A 16,590-nucleotide genomic window follows, 5' to 3' on the forward strand; every position below is an offset into this window, starting at 1 on the left:
CACCAGGGACGACGGCGCGAGGGGGGCTCGGAGACCCTATGGGTACTGGCCACGGCCGGAGCGCGAGCTTCCCACCCCGGTAGCGGAGTGGAACGCTTCCTGATCGAATGCTTTTCGCCAAGTTGCCAAGTCGACATAGCGCTGCGTGCTGAACTTGTCACGCCGACAGCACGGGACGCAGTAGATTCGATCATGTTTTACGGCGGGGGATCCACGTGCAAGGCCGAGGGGAAACGTGCAGGTGCGACCAGACCAAGGAGTCGCGACACCCAAGGGGGGCTTAGCCATGAGCCAGGATTCCACCGCCGTCGTCATGGACGCCGGCAGGAAGCTCGCGGGGCGTCGCCGCAGGGAGATCGTCGCGGTGCTGCTGTTCAGCGGCGGGCCGATCTTCGAGAGCTCCATTCCACTTTCCGTGTTCGGCATCGACCGGCAGGACGCGGGAGTTCCACGCTATCGACTGCTCGTCTGCGCCGGGGAGGACGGTCCGCTGCGGACCACCGGCGGGCTCGAGCTCACCGCGCCGTACGGGCTGGAGGCGATCGCCCGCGCGGGCACGGTCGTCGTGCCCGCATGGCGCTCGATCACATCGCCGCCGCCTCCGGAGGCGCTGGACGCACTGCGCCTGGCGCATGAGGAGGGGGCCCGGATCGTCGGACTGTGCACGGGGGCGTTCGTGCTCGCCGCAGCCGGTCTGCTGGACGGCCGGCCCGCGACGACGCACTGGATGTACGCGCCGACGCTGGCCAAGCGGTACCCGTCCGTCCACGTCGACCCGCGCGAGCTGTTCGTCGACGACGGCGACGTGCTGACCTCCGCGGGCACCGCGGCCGGAATCGACCTGTGCCTGCACATCGTGCGCACCGACCACGGCAGCGAGGCCGCCGGGGCTCTGGCCCGCCGGCTCGTCGTCCCGCCGCGGCGCACGGGCGGCCAGGAGCGCTACCTCGACCGGTCGCTGCCGGAGGAGATCGGCGCGGACCCGCTGGCCGAGGTCGTCGCCTGGGCGCTGGAGCACCTCCACGAGCAGTTCGACGTGGAGACGCTCGCCGCCCGGGCGTACATGAGCCGGCGCACCTTCGACCGGCGCTTCAGGTCGCTGACCGGCAGCGCGCCGCTGCAGTGGCTGATCACCCAGCGGGTGCTCCAGGCGCAGCGGCTGCTGGAGACCTCCGACTACTCGGTCGACGAGGTCGCCGGACGCTGCGGCTTCCGCTCGCCGGTCGCACTGCGCGGGCACTTCCGCCGGCAGCTGGGGTCCTCCCCGGCCGCCTACCGCTCCGCCTACCGGGCCCGGCGGCCGCAGGGCGACGGGGCGCAGGTGGCGGAGATCACCGCGGGTCCGGTGCCGCACCAGCGCACTCCGCAGCCCCAGCGGACGGCGGCGGCCCTGGCCGCGTCCGGCCCGACGGTGACGGAGCTGTACGCCCCGAGCCGGGTGCTGCGCGAGCACGCCTGACCCTGCGGGGCACTGTCCGAAACCGAAGGCCCTCCGCACCGGTCGCCACCGGAGCGGGGGGCCTTCGGCGCGAACGGGCCCGGCCGGATCGGCGCGGGGACCGCATAAGGTGGACGCATGAACGATCGCATGGTGTGGATCGACTGCGAGATGACCGGTCTCTCGCTGACGGACGACGCACTTATCGAGGTGGCCGCGCTGGTCACCGACTCGGAGCTGAACGTGCTCGGCGAGGGCGTGGACATCGTGATCCGCCCGCCGGACGCCGCCCTGGAGACCATGCCCGAGGTGGTGCGCGCGATGCACACCGCTTCCGGCCTGCTCGACGAGCTGGCCGGCGGGACCACGCTCGCGGAAGCCGAGGCGCAGGTCCTGGCGTACGTACGCGAGCATGTCAAGGAGCCGCGCAAGGCCCCGCTGTGCGGGAACTCGGTCGGCACCGACCGCGGTTTCCTGCTGCGCGACATGCCCTCGCTGGAGAGCCACCTGCACTACCGGATCGTGGACGTCTCCTCCGTCAAGGAGCTGGCACGCCGCTGGTACCCGCGGGCGTACTTCAACAGCCCGCCGAAGAACGGCAACCACCGTGCGCTCGCGGACATCAAGGAGTCCATCGCCGAGCTGCGCTACTACCGCGAGGCGGTCTTCGTCCCCCAGCCCGGGCCGGACTCGGACACGGCGAGGACGATCGCCGCGAAGTACGTCCTGCCCGCCGAATAGCACCCGCCGGGCCCTTCCGGAGGCGGGTCGGGGAAAAGGGGGGCGCGAGCACCCTCCCGGACCCTGTACCCTTTTCTTCGGCCGGTCGGTTTCCGACCGGACATGGTGGGTGTAGCTCAGCTGGTAGAGCACCTGGTTGTGGTCCAGGTGGCCGCGGGTTCGAGTCCCGTCACTCACCCTGAAAGAGGGCCCCGGTTCGCGCAAGCGGACCGGGGCCCTCTGCGTTTCCTCCTCATGGGCCCGCTCCCCAACTCCCGCCTCGGCGGGGTCAGGCCCGGTCGGCGCGGAAGGCGGCCGCGTGATCCTCGGTCCAGGTGGCGAAGGTGCGCGCGGGATGGCCCGTGAGCCGTTCGACGGCGTCGGTGGGTTCGGTGGGGGCGCCGTCGGATGCGGCCCAGTAGGCGAGCAGCGCGTCCGCATAGGGGCCGGGTATGCGGCCGTCGACCTCGGCCCTCCACTGCTCGGGGGTGACGGTCTCGAAGGGGACGGGGCGGCCGAGGACCCGGCCCAGGACGGACAGTTGGGCGGCGAAGCTGAGGGACTCCGGTCCGGTGAGGGTGTGGGCGCGGCCGGCGAGGGCCGGGTCGGCGAGGACGGCGAAGGCGGCCTCCGCGAGGTCGGCCTCGTGCACCGGGTCGGTGTGGGCCTGCGGGTAGGGCAGGCGGACCGGCCTGCCGGCCTTCAGGGACCCGGCCCAGCCGAGGGCGTTGCTCGCGAAGGCGCCGGGGCGCAGCACGGTGGTGTGCAGCGCAGAGGCCAGCAGGGCCTCTTCCACGGCGAGGTGGGCGGCGGCCAGCGGGTTCTCGGCGGCATCGGGAGCCAGCACCGAGGAGGAGGACAGCAGGACCACGTGCTCGACTCCGGCGGTGGCGGCCTCCTCGACGAAGGCGTCGATGCCGGCGGCCTCGGCGTAGAGGAAGACGGAACGGGCTCCGGCGAGGGCCTCGGGGAAGGTCGCCGGATCGGAGAGGTCGCAGCGGACGGTGCCGGGGCCGCCCGGCTCGCGGGATCCCAGGCGGTGCGCGATGCCGCTCGCGGCCAGGAGGGAGGCGAGGCCGCGGGCCACGGCGCCGCGGGCGCCGGTGACGAGGATCGACATGGCAGGTAGGTCCTTTCCGTTGCCGGTGTGTGCCGCGCACTGCTGTCGGTGCGGTGGCGCGGCGCGCTAGCATGATTACGCTGTACAGATGATGTGCGACACATTCTCTGCGTCACGCAATCAAATCTCAGGCATGGAGAAGCCGATGTCAACCGATTCCCCCCGTTCGGGTGAGGACTGGAGCCGCGCGGAGCTGCTCGCGCACGTCGTCACCGAGAGCCAGCGGCACTATGCCGGCTATTCGATCTTCAATCAGGCCATGGCCGACCACGTCGGCCTGCACCCCACCGACATGCAGTGCGTGGCCCTCCTCGACATGGAGCCCGGCCCCGTCAGCACCGGCGAGGTCGCCCGCCTCACCGGCCTGACCTCCGGTTCCGCCACCCGCCTCGTCGACCGCCTCGTCAAGGCCGGCATCGTCGAGCGGCACGCCGACCCCAACGACCGCCGCCGCTCCCTCGTCGCCCTGGCCCCCGAGGCCCGCACGCGGATCGGCGAGGCCTGGGAGACCCCGGGCCGGGCCTTCGGCGCCGTGCTGGAGCGCTACTCGGACGCCGAACTCGCCGTCATCGCCGACTTCCTGCACCGCGCCGCCGAGGTCGGCCGCGCCCAGGCCCAACGCCTCGCCTCCGGCGGCTGAACCGCGAGCGGGCCGCGAACAGCCGCTTCCGCAGCCGCCGTTCCGGCGGCTGCCGCCCGGCTCCCACGGGCAGCGGTACGCGCGCCGGAGACACGGGTGGACCGGCGTGCGGATGGAGACCGCCCGGGTCCGCACCCGCCCCCGGCGGCTCCCGCGGAGTGCGCGCACTCGGCGGCGCCAGCGTCGGCTACCACAGCCGTACGGGGGCCCGTGTCCCGTGTGCGGGATGAGGCGGGCGGGGCGGTGGCCGGGCCGGTCGGTGAGCCGGCCGATGAGCGGGCAGCCGCGCGAGGAACGCACGGACGAGCAGGGCGGTCGTGCTCTTGGCGATGGCCGTCGTGCAGGGGGCCGCCTGGAGCGGCTCCCCCACCGGCGCCAACGCCGGCCGTGGCCCCGCACCTGATCGCGCTCTGTTCGCCCCGGCCGAGCGGGCCGCCCCGGCCGAGCGGCCCGGCGAGGCCATGACCGTCCGGCCGCCGTACGCGCACGGGCGCGGGAGCGGGAGCGGGAGCCGCTCGGCGCTTGTGGCTAGCGCAGCGCCTTCAGCCCCTTCTCCAAACCTTCCCGGTCCATCACCGGAGCGATCTCGACCTCCGCGTTGAACTGCTGGAACAGGTCTTCCAGCAGCGGGGGCATCTGCGAGCTGTCCTGCATGTCGAAGACCATCCAGCAGGTCCGCACGCCCGCGCTCGGGCCGAAGTAGGCAGCCTCCGGCTTGATCCGGTCCATGAGCTTCTGCAGGACAGTGGGCAGGGCTCCGCTCTTGATGCCCTCGTTGGCGGCCATCGTGTCCAGGTGGGCCCGGAGCATGACTCTCATGCCTGACTCCTTCCGTCAGGCCCACCCTGGGCACGGGCGCGCGGCGCGGCAACATCTCCGCGCCCGTCCGAGGCCCCGGACAGGTGCGGAGCTCCCGGGCCGGGCGCGGGGATCAGGCCCCCTGGATGTGGAAGTTGAAGTCGGTGTGCCCGAGGGTGCCCATCAGCCGCAGCCAGACCGGCAGCAGCATCTCGGTGCCGCGGGCGGTCTCGATGCCGCCGAGGTCCAGCACGCTCGCCTCGGGCCAGCCGAAGGAGTACAGCAGCTCGCGCACGGCCTTCTTGGCGGTGGCGTCCTCCCCGGAGAGGAACACGCTGTGCTCCCCGGCCACCCGCCCGGGCTCGACCATGACCCGGCACTGCATCGTGTTCAGCGTCTTGACGACCCGCAGGCCGGGGAAGGTGCGCTGGATGAGCTCGCCCAGGCTGTCGTCGTTGACCGGGTCGAGCAGGGGCGGGAAGCCGTGGGAGAAGTCCAGCGGGTTGGCGATGTCGATCAGGACCTTGCCGTCCAGGTGGGCGGCGTCGGCCTCCGTCAGGGCCTCGATGCTGGCCCGCCCGGCCGTGGCGTTGACGAGGGTCTCGCCGTGCCGGGCGGCCTCCGCGAAGCCGGCCAGCCCGATCCCGGGGTGGGCCGCCTGCCATTCGGCGTAATCGGTGCGGGCGGCGGTGGCCTCGGGGTTCCGGGTGCCGACGACCACCTCGTGGCCGAGGGAGGCGAGGCGGTCCGCCACCGTACGGCCGACCATCCCGGTGCCGAGGACTGCGTAGCGCATGACCAGTTCCGTTCCGTCGCAGGACAAGGGAGGGGCCGCTGAGCCTGTCGGTGACCCGACGGACCACCGCGTCAACGGCCCACGCCCCGTACGGTATGCCGCGCGCCCCCGCTACCGGCCCGGAATCCCGACGTCGCGAAAGAATTCGTAACGTCGCGGGTCGTCGGGCAGGAACCAGTGCAGGCCCTCCTCCAGGAAGACGGCCACCGCGTTCACGGCGATGACCGCCCCGAGGAACCAGAGCACGGCCAGGCCCGCCGTCCGGTACGGGCCCGGCCCGATCGCCGGGACCGCCCGGCCCGCCGTGTGGTGCGCCAAGGCCAGCAGGACGCCGATCGCGAGGACCGAGGCCTGGAAGAGGATCCACGCCCACACGTACAGGTGGAGGCCGAAGACCTCGCCGCCGTAGCCCCTGTCCCCGGGCAGGACGTGCAGCATCGTCTGCCGCCAGGACGCGAACGCCCCGGCGGTCGCGGCGACCAGGGCCAGCCCCCAGCCCGTCATGTAGGCGCGGCCGGACACCGTCCCGTCCGACAGGGCCGTACGGACGATGTACGCGGCCCCCGTCGCGGCCAGCAGCATGAACATCCGCTGCACGATGCAGAGCGGGCACGGGTACTCCCCCGGCCCGAACTGGTAGAAGAGCCCGCCGCAGACGACCCCCGTCCAGCCGAGCACGAAGAAGCAGGCGAACCAGTACTGGAGCCGGCCCGCCGGCCCGCCCTCCAGCCGGGTCTCCGAGATGAGGCTGCTGTGCAGGGTGGCCATGGTCAGTAGCTCAGGGTCAGGGCGAGGCCGCCGGTGATGTGATGCGCCATCAGCAGGACCACCGCGATCAGCAGGACCCACCAGGCGCCGAGGACGACGGTCCGCGACGACTCCCGGCACAGGGCGATCAGCGTGGCGAGCATGCCGCCGAAGATGAGGGTGTCCATGCCGCGGACCGTACCGACGCGCGCCGCCGCTCCCCGCGAGGCGCGCCCCCGGCCCCGCCGCGGTTACGTCGGTTGCCCCTCGGCAGGCGGACCGCTCCCGCCCCGCGCCTTCCTCCGGGCGCTCGCCCGCCGCCGCCGGCGCACTCCCTTCGGCTCACTCGCCCGCCCGTCCAGGGCGATCCACAGTCTGACCTCGGTGCCGCCGAGGACCGAGCGCCCGATCCGCAGATCGCCGCCCGTCCCCTCCGCGACCCGGCGCACGATGTCCAGGCCGAGGCCGGTCGAGCCGTCGCGGGCGCCGTCGTTGCCGCGCCGCAGGGCGGCGTCGGGGTCGTCGATGCCGGGGCCGCCGTCCGAGACCAGGACGATGACGGCGTCCCCCGCGTCGTGGACGTCCACGGCGAACGGCGTCCCCTCCGGGGTGTGCCGGAAGACGTTGCCGAGCAGGGCGTCCAGCGCCGCCGCGAGCTCCGGGCGGGCGACCGGGATCCGCACGGTGCGGTCCACGCCCGCGAGCCGCACCTCGCGCCCCTCGTCCTCGGCCAGGGCCGACCAGAACGCCATCCGGTCGCGGATCACCTCCGAGGCGTCGCAGCCGGCGCCCGCGCCCGCGCCGGCCGCTCCGGGGGCGCGCTGCTCACGGGCCGTGCGGATGATCGTGTCGACCTCCCGTTCCAGCTGCTCGACCGCCGCCCGGGTCTGTTCGGCCGCCGGGCCGTCGCCGAGCGAGGCCGTGTTGAGCCGCAGCACCGTCAGCGGCGTCCGCAGCCGGTGCGACAGGTCGGCGGCCAGCTCCCGCTCGTTGGCGAGGAGTTCCACGACCTGGTCCGCCATGGAGTTGAACGCCACGGCCGCCGAGCGGAGTTCCTTCGGCCCGCCCTCCGGTACGCGCGCCCCGAGCCGCCCCTCGCCCAGCTGGTGGGCGGCTTCGGCGAGCCGCTCGGCCGGCTGCACCAGGCGCGCGCCGAGCCGGTCGGCGACGGCCACCGAGCCGACGATCAGCGCCAGCCCGACGCCCGCCAGGACGACCCAGGCGGTCCCGACCCCGTTGCTGACCTCGCTCTCCGGGACGTGGATCTCCACGACGGCGATGTCCCCGGAGCTCAGCGCGGTCGGCTGGAGCAGCGCCGAACCGCCCCGCGAGAGCGGGACGATCATCGCCCGCCCCTGCTTGCGGGTCTCCTCCACGGCGTCCGGCCCGGCCCACCCGGCGCCGATCTCCACGGCCGTCGCGCCGCCGATCGGGGGCACGTGGACGGACATCCGCTGGGCGGCGCCCATCTGCGTGGACTCCACCGCCCTGCGCAGCTGCGCCGGGTCGGTGGTGATGGACAGGGTCGGCCCGATGGTGGCGGCCTGCCGCTCGGCATTGGAGAAGGCCCGGTCCCGGGCCATCTCCTGGACGACCAGCCCGAGCGGCACCGCGAAGGCCACCACGACCATGGCCGTGACGGCCAGGCACACCTTGACCAGCGCCCATCTCACGCGGGCGGCTCCAGCTTCACGCCCACTCCCCGCAGGGTGTGCAGGTAGCGGGGGTTGGCGGCGGTCTCGCCGAGCTTGCGGCGCAGCCAGGACAGGTGCACGTCGATGGTCTGGTCGTCCCCGTACGACTGCTGCCAGACCTCGGCGAGCAGCTCGCGCCGGGCCACGACGACACCGGGCCGCCCGGCGAGGAACGCCAGCAGGTCGAACTCGCGCCGGGTCAGGTCCAGGGCGGCCCCGTCCAGCTCGGCCTGCCGCCGCAGCGGGTCGATGGCCAGGCCGCCCACCCGCAGCACCCCCGAGGGCGCCTCGGACCCGGCGGCGGCCCGCGCGCGCCGCAGGACGGCGGCCATCCGGGCGGAGAGGTGCTCGACGGAGAACGGTTTCGTCAGGTAGTCGTCGGCGCCGGCGTTGAGCAGCCGGACGATCTCCGCCTCGTCGTCCCGCGCGGTGGCGATGATCACCGGTACGTCGGTGATGCCGCGCAGCATCTTCAGCGCCTCCGACCCGTCGAGGTCGGGCAGCCCGAGGTCGAGGATGACCACGTCGAAGCGGTGGTGGGCGACCTCGCGCAGTGCCTCCAGGGCCGTGCCGACGCTGCGCACGGTGTGCGAGGCGTCGGTCAGGTGCCGGATCAGAGCGGAACGTACGAACTGGTCGTCCTCGACCACGAGCACACTTGCCATGGCCCGCACCGTAGTCCATTCGGGCGACCCGGCGGGGTGTCGGGCCGTCTGCGGGGCGGGTGGTGCAGTATGTGCGCTGATGCACCGAGGACTTGTACATGCTTTCGCCTGGACGCTGGCGACCGGCGCGGCCGTGACGCTGTCGTGGTGGGGCGTGCACACGGTCATGTCCGGGACGGCCTACGATCCGCCGCTGGCGGTCCCGCTGGCCGCGAAGCCGCTCTCCTCCTCGACCCAGCGCCCCGCCGAAACGGAATCCCCGCCCCCCTCGGCGGCCCCCTCCGCCTCCGCGTCCTCCGCGGCGCCGCCGTCCCCGGGGCCGAGCCCGGCCAAGTCCCCGCCGAAGCCGCCCCCGCCCGACCCGCGCCCGTCCGGGCAGCAGGGCTACGGCGGCGGGAGCGGCGGCACCGTGAGGGCCTACACGGTCGACGGCGGCCGGGTGGTCTTCGACCTCGGCGCCTCCTCCGCGGAGCTGGTCTCGGCGACCCCGGACTCCGGCTGGCAGATGCAGGTGTGGAAGCAGCCGTACTGGATCCGGGTCACCTTCACCAGGGCCGGCAAGGAGATGTCCGTCTTCTGCACCTGGAACGGCCACCCGCCGCTGGTGGAGACGTACGGGAACTAGCGCGGCCGGCGGTACGGGCCCGGCCGCCGCTCAGCGGAACACCGACGGCGGCGGCTGCGGGGAGGCCACCGCGGAGGCGTCCGCGACGGGGGCGGCGCCGCCCGCGAAGTCGGTCAGGGCCCGGCCGTGCTCGACCCGGCCCGGGTGCGGGTCGCTCGCCACGCGCCGGGTGAACTCGGCGACGGGCAGCTCCCGGTCGGCGGCCGCCAGCACCGCATTGCCGAACCGTTTCCCCCGCCACACCACCGGGTCGGCGGCCAGGGCCAGGTGCGCGAAGCGGGCGGCGGCCGTCGCGATCTGCCCCCGCAGGTGCGCGAGCGGCGGCCCGTCGGCGAGGTTGGCCACGTACCACCCGCCGGGCGCGAGGGCCCGGCGTACGTCGTCCAGGAACTCGGTGCTGGTCAGGTGGGCGGGGGTGCGCGCGCCGCTGAACACGTCGGCGATCACCAGGTCGGCCCAGCCGTCCGGGACCTTGGCCAGCCCGGCCCGCGCGTCCAGCGCCCGCACCCGGATCCGGGCCTGCGGGTCCAGCGGCAGGTGCTCGCGCACGAAGGCCACCAGGGCGGCGTCGACCTCCACCACCTGCTGGGTCGAGCGGGGGCGGGCGGCGGCCGTGTAGCGGGCGAGGGTGAAGGCCCCGCCGCCCAGGTGCACCACGTTCAGGGGCTGCCGCGCCGGGGCGGCGAGGTCGATGAGGTGGCCGATCCGGCGCTGGTAGGCGAAGTCCAGGTGCCCGGGATCGCCGAGGTCCACGTGGGACTGGGGCGCCCCGTCGATCAGCAGCGTCCAGCCGCCCGCGCGCTCCCGGTCGGGCGCCAGCTCCGCCCGGCCGCCGTCCACCTGCGCCGAGACCGCCTCGGGGGTGCCGCGCCCGCGCTGCCTGCCGCCTCTGCCCTTGCCTGCTGCCACCGGACCATTGTCCCCGGCCGCGGCGGGCGCCGGGCACGCCGGGCGCGGAGGGCCCGCGGCGCGAGGGGTCGGGCGGGCGGCCGCGGCGGGCGTCAGCGGCAGTTGTCGGCGGCCTCGATGAGGCGGGCCGCCTCGCCGAGCGCGGCGCGCAGCACCTCGGGATCGGTGACCGGGCCGACGGCCTCGGGCGGGAGCAGCCAGCCGCCGGTCCCGGACGCGGGGGACACGTCCCCGAACCGCATCCCGCGCCCGTTGGTCTGCGTACAGGCGCTGCCGGGCAGGTCCCAGGCGTCGGCGGTGCCGGGCGGGACGAGGAAGCCGAGGGTGTCGCCGGACCCGTCGTGCAGGACCGGGCCGACCCCGCCGGCCCTGCTCGCGGCGCGGCGGATGATGTCCACGGCCTCCAGCCCCTGCCGGGCGGGCACGGTGACCAGGTCCGGGGCGTCGGCCCCGACGACGGGCATGGCCGGGGCGGCCGGGGCGGCCACGACGGCCGGGATCCCCGGGACCGCCGGGACAGCGGGGACGGGAGCGTGGGCTGCTGCGCCCTGCGCGGTCGCGGTGTTCATTCCAGTGCTCTCCATACCGGCCTCCACCACCAGAACCCCTCCTCGCTCGCCGTACGCGTGGGGCGGGAGTCACCTCCCACTCCTCATGGGTTCAACGCGGGCCGGCGTCAACCGGTACGGCGGCAAGACGCCGCAAAGGATGGCAGTTCATGGCGGATCGCGGGTGAGATATCCGGTTTGTAACCAAACACCACATCAAAGGGCCTGCGCTGGCGGTACGTTCATGCGCGCCGGGCCCAGCTCCACGTCACAGCACCGGCGGTGCGTTCCTTGCCAGAGAGGCCACGTCCATGGCGGCGTTCCCGCACTCACCCAACCTGACGTTCCGGCGGCTGCGCGGACAGCACTCCGCGGCCGAGTTCGCGGCCCTGGTGCGCCGGTCGGCGCGGGAGATCGGAGAAACGGTTTCCTGCGACGCCCGCTACATCGGCCGGGTCGAGTCGGGCGAGATCCGCTGCCCCAACTACGCCTACGAGCGGGTCTTCCTCCACATGTTCCCCGGCCGGACCCTGGCCGACCTCGGGTTCCACCCGCGCGAGGCCGTCCGCGGCCGCCTGGCGCAGCAGCGCACCCCCCACACCCACAAGGAGAGCGACGTGCAGCGTCGCGCGTTCATGGCGGGCGGCTCCGCGACCGTGGCGGCCGCGACGTTCGCCCTCACCCTGCTCGGCGACACCCGCCGCGCGCCCTCGCGCGCCGGGGAGGCCGAGGCCGCCGCGGTCGAGGACGCCGTACGGCAGATCCGGCTGCTGGACGACCGGCACGGCGCCGACGCCCTCTACCGCCGGGCCGCCGAACCGCTGCGCGCCGCGTACGCGCTGCTCGACGCGGGCGCGACCCGGCAGTCCACCGAGGACCGGCTGCACGCGGGCGCCGGCGAACTGGCCCTCTCGGTGGGCTGGCTGGCCCACGACTCCGGCCGCTTCGACGACGCCCGCTCGCACTACGCGGAGGCGCTGGCGACGGCCCGGGTCTCGGGGGACGCGGGGCTGGAGGCGCACGCCTTCAGCAACATCGCCTTCCTGGCCCGCGACACGGGCCGGCCGCGCGAGTCGGTGCGGGCGGCCCAGGCGGGGCGCCGCGCCGCCCGCTGCCTCGGCTCGCCGCGGCTGCTGTCGCTGCTGGCCCTGCGCGAGGCGGGGGGCTGGGCGGGGCTCGCCGACCGCAGGTCCTGCGAGGACGCGCTGAACCGGGCGCACACCGAGTTCGCCCGCGGCACGGCGGACGCGGACCCGGAGTGGATGTCCTTCTTCGGCGAGGCCGAGCTGGAGTCGCTGGAGTCGCACTGCTGGGGCACCCTCGGCGAGCACGCCCGCGCGGCCCGGCACGCGCGGCGCGCCGCGGACCTCCAGGACCCGCACTTCGCCCGGAACGTGGCCCTCTACACCGCCGAGCTGGCCGGGGACCTGGCCCGCGCCGGGGCCCCCGACGAGGCCGCCTGGGCGGGCGGCCGGGTCCTGGACCTGCTCTGCGACGTCCAGTCGACGCGGATCCGCTCGCTGCTCTCCGGGACGGCCGCGGCCCTGGTCCCGCACCAGCGCAGCCCGCGGGTGGCGGCGTTCCTGCAGCGCCACGCCATGGCCTGACCGGCGCCCGGACCGCCCCGCCCCTCGCCGGACCGCCCCGCCCCTCGCCCCGGCCGGACTCCCGGCCGGCCGGGACCTCGGGGTCCTAGACCTCCAGGTGCCCGGTGTCGTTCCAGCGCTCCAGCGCGGGCGCCCCGTACGCCCAGCCCAGGACCGACAGCGAGGTCGGCTCCAGGCGGATGCGCGCGCCGAAGGAGGCCTCGAAGCCGAGCCAGCGGGCGGCCAGGGTGCGCAGGATGTGGCCGTGGGCGAAGACCAGGACGTCGCGCTCGGCGGAGCGGGCCCAGGCGACCACCTCGTCGGCGCGGGCCGCGACGTCGGCGACGGACTCGCCGCCGGGGACCCCGTCGCGCCAGATCAGCCAGCCGGGGCGGACGGCCTGGATCTCGGCCGGGGTCATGCCCTCGTAGTCGCCGTAGTCCCACTCCATCAGCGCGTCCCACGGCTCCGCACGGGCGCCGAAGCCCGCCAGGTCGCAGCTCTCGCTCGCGCGGACCAGCGGGCTCGTGCGGACCTCCACGCCGGGAAGGGCGCCCCACGGCTCCCCGGCCAGCCGCTCGCCGAGCAGCTTCGCGCCCCGCCGGCCCTCCTCCAGCAGGGGGACGTCCGTGCGTCCGGTGTGCTTGCCGAGCCGGGACCATGCGGTCTGGCCGTGCCGGGCCAGGAGGATGCGGGGGGCCATCGGTGATTTCTCCCGGTCCAGAGGGATTCGCGCCCGTTCGGGCGCTTCTATCGTCCGACCATCATCCATCACATGAACACCGGGCAACCCACGAGCCCGAACACACGTCTTAGCCCGTATGACTCATCGGCAGAAGCCCACCCGCTGGTGGGCCGAACTGCTGCTCCTGGGGCTCCTCTACGGCGCGTACACCGGCGGCAGACTCCTCGCCCGCGGCGACGTGCACCTCGCCGTCGACCACGGGCTCGCCCTCCTGAGGGCTGAGGAACTCCTCGGGATCGACTTCGAGCGGCCCCTGAACCGGCTCTTCACCCGGCACGGGCCGCTCGGCGTACCCGCCGACTTCGTCTACGCCTCGCTGCACTACCTCGTCACCCCGGCCGTGCTGGTCTGGCTGTACCTGCGCCGCCCGGACCACTACCGCGCGGCCCGCAGTTGGCTGGCCGCCTCCACCCTCCTCGGGCTCGTCGGCTTCTCTCTGATGCCCACCTGCCCGCCCCGGCTCCTCGACGGCGCGTACGGCTTCACCGACACGATGGCCCGGTACAGCGGGTACGGCTGGTGGGGCGCCGAGGCCAGCGCCCCGCGCGGGATGGGCGGCCTGACCAACCAGTACGCGGCCATGCCCAGCCTGCACGTCGGCTGGGCCCTGTGGTGCGGGATCCTGCTGTGGCAGCACGGGCGCCGGCCGCTGGTCAGGGCCGTCGGCGCCGCCTACCCGCTCCTCACCGCGCTCGTGGTCATGGGCACCGCCAACCACTACTTCCTCGACGCGGCCGCCGGGGCCGCCGTGATGGGCGCCGGCTACCTGGCCGCGGGCGCGCTGCCGCGCCCGGCCCCGGCCCGAACAGCGGGTTTCGACAGTACGGCCCCGGCTGTCAGTGGCGGATGGGACACTTCCGCCCGTGAGCTCCTACCCTCCCAGCGGCCCGCCCCGGACGACGACACTGCGGCAGCGGCTCGCTGACCTGCGCGGCCCCGCCGTGCCGCCCCGGCCGCTCGACGCCCGCGCGCTGGCGGCGCTCGCCGCCAACCCCGGCTGCGGCAGACGCGCCCTCCTCGACGGCGCCGGCGTGGACAAGACCGCCCTCGCCGCGGCCCTCGGCTCACCGGCCCCCTTCGGCCAGTCCCAGTTCGCGATCGTCCGCGGCAACTCCTTCGAGGCCAAGGTCAAGGGCGACGGCGGGGCGGCCCTGCTGCGGCTGGTCCACCAGCACCTCGGCGGCGCGGCCGAACCGCCCGGCCCCGGCACCCGCGTCCCCGACCTCACCGCCGCCGGGCCCGAGGGCCGCGCCGCCCGCACCGCGCTCGCCCTGCGTGAGGCCACCGCCGCCGGCGCATGGACCCTGCTGGACCACCCCATGCTGGCCCTGGAGGTCGCCGGCACCCCCGCCTACCTGGAGCCGGACGCCGTCGTCGTGCACCCCGACGGCCGCTGGACCGTGGTGGAGATCAAGTCCTTCCCGCTGATCGACGGGGCCGCCGACCCGGCCAAGGTGGGCGCCGCCGCCCGGCAGGCCGCCGTCTACGTCCTGGCCCTGGAGGGGACCGCCGAGAAGCTGCCCGCCGCCACGGTCGGGCACACCGCGCTGCTCGTCTGTCCGAAGGACTTCTCCAACCTGCCCGCCGCCGCCCCCGTCGACCTGCGCCGCGAGCGCTCGGTCACCCTGCGCCAGCTGGGCCGGCTCACCCGGGTGGAGGAGCTGGCCGCGACCCTGCCCGAGGGGCTCAGCTTCGACCCGGCGCGGCCCGCCGAGGAGCTGACCGAGGCGGTCGCCGCCGTCCCCGCCGCCTACGCCCCCGAATGCCTGTCCGCCTGCGAGCTGGCCTTCCACTGCCGCGAGCGGGCCCGCGCCGCCGACGAGGCCGCCGCCCTGGGCCGCTCCGTGCGGGCCGAGCTCGGCGCGTTCACCACCGTCGGCGAGGCCCTCGCGGCCGCCGCGGGCCGGGGATCCCCCGACGACCCGGCCGCGGCCGCGCTGCACCGCGCGGCCCGGCTGCGCGCCGAGGCCCTGGAGGAGGCCGCATGCCGCTGCTGAACACCCTCGCCCGGCTGGAGGCCGTCCGCACCGGCCGGGCCCAGGCGCTGGCGACCGTGCGCCACCGGCACCTGTCCGAGCGCCCCCTGGTCCTCGTCCCGCTGACGACCGCGGGCGAGGCGGGCGCCCCGCTCGGCGCACTCGTCGGCACCGACCCCTCGGAGCCGCGGCTGCTCGTCGTACCCCAGCCGCGCGACCGGGACCTGCGCTGGGCGTTCCTCGCCGAGCTCGCGGACGTGGTCCTGCCGTACGTGGAGTCGTACGCGGACGAGGTCGAGCAGGTGGAGCGCACCGAGACCGACCCGGAAACGGGCGCGCGGAGCAAGGTGGCCGCCGAGCTGTGCCTGGACGCGCCGCAACTCGTCGTGCCCAGCCGGGCCGGCGTCGAGTACGTACGGCTGCTGGGCCGGTCGATGCGGTTCCGGCGCACGGCGGAGGAGGACCCCGACAACCCCCACCCGGCTCCCGCGCGGGTGCCGCTGCTGGGCCGCTGGCTCACCCACCTCGGCGAGCGCGCCCGCGTCCCCGGCTCCTCGGTGCTGCTCGCGGCGAGCGAGCTGCTGGCCCGGCACTGGGCGACCGGCCAGAGCAACCTGGAGGACCAGCACCTGGGCGCCCTGCTGGCCTGGCTGGCCCCGCCGCAGGGCATGACGGGGGCCGAGGCCGCCCTGCGGGCCGAGCTGGGCCGCGACGGCGCCGGGCAGCTGCTGGTCCCGCCCGCCGGCCCCGCCACCGACCCGGCCTTCGACAACAAGCTGCTGGCCCCGGCGATGGCCCGCTACGACGCGGCGCGCACCGCCGGCCGCCCCGGCGACGTGGAGCGCGCCGAGGGGGCCGTACGGGAGCTGGTCGCGCAGCAGATGCGGCCGACCTGGCAGGCGGTGTGGCAGTCCCTGGAGCTGCTGCGCACCCTGCCCGCCGGCGGGCGCACCGAGGAGCGCTGGACCCGCGACCGCTGGTCGTACACCGGCCACCGCGACCGGGTCCGGGCCGGCGAGCCGCCTCAGCCGCGCCGCGACGACGCGGTGACCGCGGCGCAGAAACTGGCGACGCGGGAGACCGAGCAGGTCCGCCTCGACGCCCAGGAGGCACTGGACGACCCGCTGGTGATGGCGGGGCGGCGGCTCGCGGGCGAGGCCTTCGCGGGCGAGGTCACCGCGGTGGTGATGGAGTGGACGGAGTCCAAGCGGCCCAGCCCGCGGCCCCTGGTGACCGTGGCCACCGAGGACCGGCCGCAGCTCGCCGAGGAAGGCGGCGGCACGGTGTACCGCTCCCTGGAGGGGCGCCCGCAGCGCGCACAGTTCGTCCGCTACGAGCCGGACGGGCAGATCGTGCTGCGGCTGCTGGACAAGATGGGCCGCGGCCGGGACCCCGAGCCGGGCTCGGTGCCCGAGAAGGGCGAGCGGGTGTGCTGGACGCTGTTCGAACACGACGCCCGCGGCGGCCCGAAGCTGCCCGACCCGGAGCGGACCCCGTGGACGCACGGGGGACCGCCCGGATCCGCGACCGCCGCCGCCTGGCTGCCCGACGCCGTGACCGACGAGGACATCCTGTGAACCGGA

18 protein-coding genes and 1 tRNA gene are annotated in these 16,590 nt (G+C 75.1%); 9 read left to right on the plus strand and 10 right to left on the minus strand.

The annotated features are described in order from the left end of the window. The first annotated feature begins 286 nt into the window (after nt 1-286). The 3 genes from AB0953_RS15205 (at nt 287) to AB0953_RS15215 (ending at nt 2,357) form a co-directional block, all read left to right on the plus strand. Nucleotides 287-1,459 (plus strand): helix-turn-helix domain-containing protein, encoded by a 1,173-nt coding sequence (locus tag AB0953_RS15205; RefSeq protein ID WP_366859912.1) that lies wholly within the window; start codon nt 287-289, stop codon nt 1,457-1,459. A gap of 117 nt (nt 1,460-1,576) precedes the next feature. Then, nucleotides 1,577-2,179: an oligoribonuclease gene (gene orn / locus AB0953_RS15210; RefSeq protein ID WP_366859913.1), complete on the plus strand. Its 603-nt coding sequence runs from the start codon at nt 1,577-1,579 to the stop codon at nt 2,177-2,179. 105 nt (nt 2,180-2,284) lie between these two features. Continuing rightward, nucleotides 2,285-2,357 (plus strand) — tRNA-His (locus AB0953_RS15215). A 90-nt stretch (nt 2,358-2,447) separates the two neighbouring features. Here AB0953_RS15215 and AB0953_RS15220 read toward each other — a convergent pair. Next, the gene (locus AB0953_RS15220) at nt 2,448-3,278 is read right to left on the minus strand and encodes an NAD(P)H-binding protein (RefSeq protein ID WP_366859914.1); all 831 of its coding nucleotides are present in this window, start codon (nt 3,276-3,278) and stop codon (nt 2,448-2,450) included. Nucleotides 3,279-3,423: 145 nt separating this feature from the next. Here AB0953_RS15220 and AB0953_RS15225 point away from each other — a divergent pair, with 145 nt between their 5' ends. Further along, on the plus strand, nt 3,424-3,918 hold the full coding sequence (locus AB0953_RS15225) for a MarR family transcriptional regulator (RefSeq protein ID WP_366859915.1): 495 nt from the start codon (nt 3,424-3,426) through the stop codon (nt 3,916-3,918). A 528-nt stretch (nt 3,919-4,446) separates the two neighbouring features. Here AB0953_RS15225 and AB0953_RS15230 read toward each other — a convergent pair. From AB0953_RS15230 to AB0953_RS15255, 6 genes are all read right to left on the minus strand, one after another. Beyond that, nucleotides 4,447-4,737 carry a hypothetical protein gene (locus AB0953_RS15230; protein WP_366859916.1) on the minus strand — a complete coding sequence of 97 codons (291 nt, stop codon included), beginning with the start codon at nt 4,735-4,737 and terminating at the stop codon, nt 4,447-4,449. A gap of 112 nt (nt 4,738-4,849) precedes the next feature. Continuing rightward, nucleotides 4,850-5,512: an NAD(P)-binding domain-containing protein gene (locus AB0953_RS15235; RefSeq protein ID WP_366859917.1), complete on the minus strand. Its 663-nt coding sequence runs from the start codon at nt 5,510-5,512 to the stop codon at nt 4,850-4,852. 111 nt (nt 5,513-5,623) lie between these two features. Then, complete coding sequence (locus tag AB0953_RS15240; protein ID WP_366859918.1) at nt 5,624-6,280, minus strand: disulfide bond formation protein B; 657 nt, start codon at nt 6,278-6,280, stop codon at nt 5,624-5,626. A 2-nt stretch (nt 6,281-6,282) separates the two neighbouring features. Beyond that, the gene (locus AB0953_RS15245) at nt 6,283-6,447 is read right to left on the minus strand and encodes a DUF5993 family protein (protein ID WP_366859919.1); all 165 of its coding nucleotides are present in this window, start codon (nt 6,445-6,447) and stop codon (nt 6,283-6,285) included. Nucleotides 6,448-6,510: 63 nt separating this feature from the next. Beyond that, nucleotides 6,511-7,932 carry a HAMP domain-containing sensor histidine kinase gene (locus tag AB0953_RS15250; protein WP_366859920.1) on the minus strand — a complete coding sequence of 474 codons (1,422 nt, stop codon included), beginning with the start codon at nt 7,930-7,932 and terminating at the stop codon, nt 6,511-6,513. After that, entirely contained in the window at nt 7,929-8,618 is a 690-nt protein-coding gene (locus tag AB0953_RS15255) for a response regulator transcription factor (RefSeq protein WP_361907371.1), read from the minus strand. Before AB0953_RS15255 ends, AB0953_RS15250 begins: the two co-directional genes overlap by 4 nt. A gap of 79 nt (nt 8,619-8,697) precedes the next feature. Here AB0953_RS15255 and AB0953_RS15260 point away from each other — a divergent pair, with 79 nt between their 5' ends. Next, a complete protein-coding gene (locus AB0953_RS15260) occupies nt 8,698-9,243 on the plus strand; it encodes a hypothetical protein (RefSeq protein ID WP_366859921.1) in 546 nt (181 codons plus the stop codon). Between the two features lie 30 nt (nt 9,244-9,273). Here AB0953_RS15260 and AB0953_RS15265 read toward each other — a convergent pair whose 3' ends face one another. Both AB0953_RS15265 and AB0953_RS15270 read right to left on the minus strand, forming a co-directional pair. Beyond that, nucleotides 9,274-10,152: a fused MFS/spermidine synthase gene (locus AB0953_RS15265; protein ID WP_366859922.1), complete on the minus strand. Its 879-nt coding sequence runs from the start codon at nt 10,150-10,152 to the stop codon at nt 9,274-9,276. A gap of 92 nt (nt 10,153-10,244) precedes the next feature. Then, nucleotides 10,245-10,616: a hypothetical protein gene (locus AB0953_RS15270; protein WP_366859982.1), complete on the minus strand. Its 372-nt coding sequence runs from the start codon at nt 10,614-10,616 to the stop codon at nt 10,245-10,247. A 395-nt stretch (nt 10,617-11,011) separates the two neighbouring features. Here AB0953_RS15270 and AB0953_RS15275 point away from each other — a divergent pair, with 395 nt between their 5' ends. Then, nucleotides 11,012-12,307 (plus strand): tetratricopeptide repeat protein, encoded by a 1,296-nt coding sequence (locus AB0953_RS15275; protein WP_366859923.1) that lies wholly within the window; start codon nt 11,012-11,014, stop codon nt 12,305-12,307. An 85-nt stretch (nt 12,308-12,392) separates the two neighbouring features. Here the strand turns inward: AB0953_RS15275 and AB0953_RS15280 are convergent, their stop codons facing one another. Continuing rightward, a complete protein-coding gene (locus AB0953_RS15280; RefSeq protein WP_366859924.1) occupies nt 12,393-12,989 on the minus strand; it encodes a histidine phosphatase family protein in 597 nt (198 codons plus the stop codon). 118 nt (nt 12,990-13,107) lie between these two features. Between AB0953_RS15280 and AB0953_RS15285 the strand changes: the two genes are divergently transcribed. From AB0953_RS15285 to AB0953_RS15295, 3 genes are read left to right on the plus strand one after another with little or no spacing between them, the layout of a single operon-like run. Then, nucleotides 13,108-13,956: a phosphatase PAP2 family protein gene (locus AB0953_RS15285; protein ID WP_366859925.1), complete on the plus strand. Its 849-nt coding sequence runs from the start codon at nt 13,108-13,110 to the stop codon at nt 13,954-13,956. Beyond that, nucleotides 13,895-15,028: a hypothetical protein gene (locus AB0953_RS15290; RefSeq protein ID WP_366859926.1), complete on the plus strand. Its 1,134-nt coding sequence runs from the start codon at nt 13,895-13,897 to the stop codon at nt 15,026-15,028. Before AB0953_RS15285 ends, AB0953_RS15290 begins: the two co-directional genes overlap by 62 nt. Then, complete coding sequence (locus tag AB0953_RS15295) at nt 15,016-16,584, plus strand: hypothetical protein (RefSeq protein ID WP_366859927.1); 1,569 nt, start codon at nt 15,016-15,018, stop codon at nt 16,582-16,584. The genes AB0953_RS15290 and AB0953_RS15295 overlap by 13 nt, the downstream gene beginning before the upstream one ends. Nucleotides 16,585-16,590 lie beyond the last annotated feature (6 nt).

It is taken from the genome of Streptomyces sp. NPDC046866 (assembly GCF_040704625.1).
Lineage (GTDB): Bacteria > Actinomycetota > Actinomycetes > Streptomycetales > Streptomycetaceae > Streptomyces.

Coding starts and splice junctions, on each gene's coding strand:
- AB0953_RS15205 (WP_366859912.1), top strand. CDS start 287: ATGAGCCAGGATTCCACCGCCGTCGTCATGGACGCCGGCAGGAAGCTC.
- orn (WP_366859913.1), top strand. CDS start 1,577: ATGAACGATCGCATGGTGTGGATCGACTGCGAGATGACCGGTCTCTCG.
- AB0953_RS15220 (WP_366859914.1), bottom strand. CDS start 3,278: ATGTCGATCCTCGTCACCGGCGCCCGCGGCGCCGTGGCCCGCGGCCTC.
- AB0953_RS15225 (WP_366859915.1), top strand. CDS start 3,424: ATGTCAACCGATTCCCCCCGTTCGGGTGAGGACTGGAGCCGCGCGGAG.
- AB0953_RS15230 (WP_366859916.1), bottom strand. CDS start 4,737: ATGAGAGTCATGCTCCGGGCCCACCTGGACACGATGGCCGCCAACGAG.
- AB0953_RS15235 (WP_366859917.1), bottom strand. CDS start 5,512: ATGCGCTACGCAGTCCTCGGCACCGGGATGGTCGGCCGTACGGTGGCG.
- AB0953_RS15240 (WP_366859918.1), bottom strand. CDS start 6,280: ATGGCCACCCTGCACAGCAGCCTCATCTCGGAGACCCGGCTGGAGGGC.
- AB0953_RS15245 (WP_366859919.1), bottom strand. CDS start 6,447: ATGGACACCCTCATCTTCGGCGGCATGCTCGCCACGCTGATCGCCCTG.
- AB0953_RS15255 (WP_361907371.1), bottom strand. CDS start 8,618: ATGGCAAGTGTGCTCGTGGTCGAGGACGACCAGTTCGTACGTTCCGCT.
- AB0953_RS15260 (WP_366859921.1), top strand. CDS start 8,698: ATGCACCGAGGACTTGTACATGCTTTCGCCTGGACGCTGGCGACCGGC.
- AB0953_RS15270 (WP_366859982.1), bottom strand. CDS start 10,616: ATGCCCGTCGTCGGGGCCGACGCCCCGGACCTGGTCACCGTGCCCGCC.
- AB0953_RS15275 (WP_366859923.1), top strand. CDS start 11,012: ATGGCGGCGTTCCCGCACTCACCCAACCTGACGTTCCGGCGGCTGCGC.
- AB0953_RS15280 (WP_366859924.1), bottom strand. CDS start 12,989: ATGGCCCCCCGCATCCTCCTGGCCCGGCACGGCCAGACCGCATGGTCC.
- AB0953_RS15285 (WP_366859925.1), top strand. CDS start 13,108: ATGACTCATCGGCAGAAGCCCACCCGCTGGTGGGCCGAACTGCTGCTC.
- AB0953_RS15295 (WP_366859927.1), top strand. CDS start 15,016: ATGCCGCTGCTGAACACCCTCGCCCGGCTGGAGGCCGTCCGCACCGGC.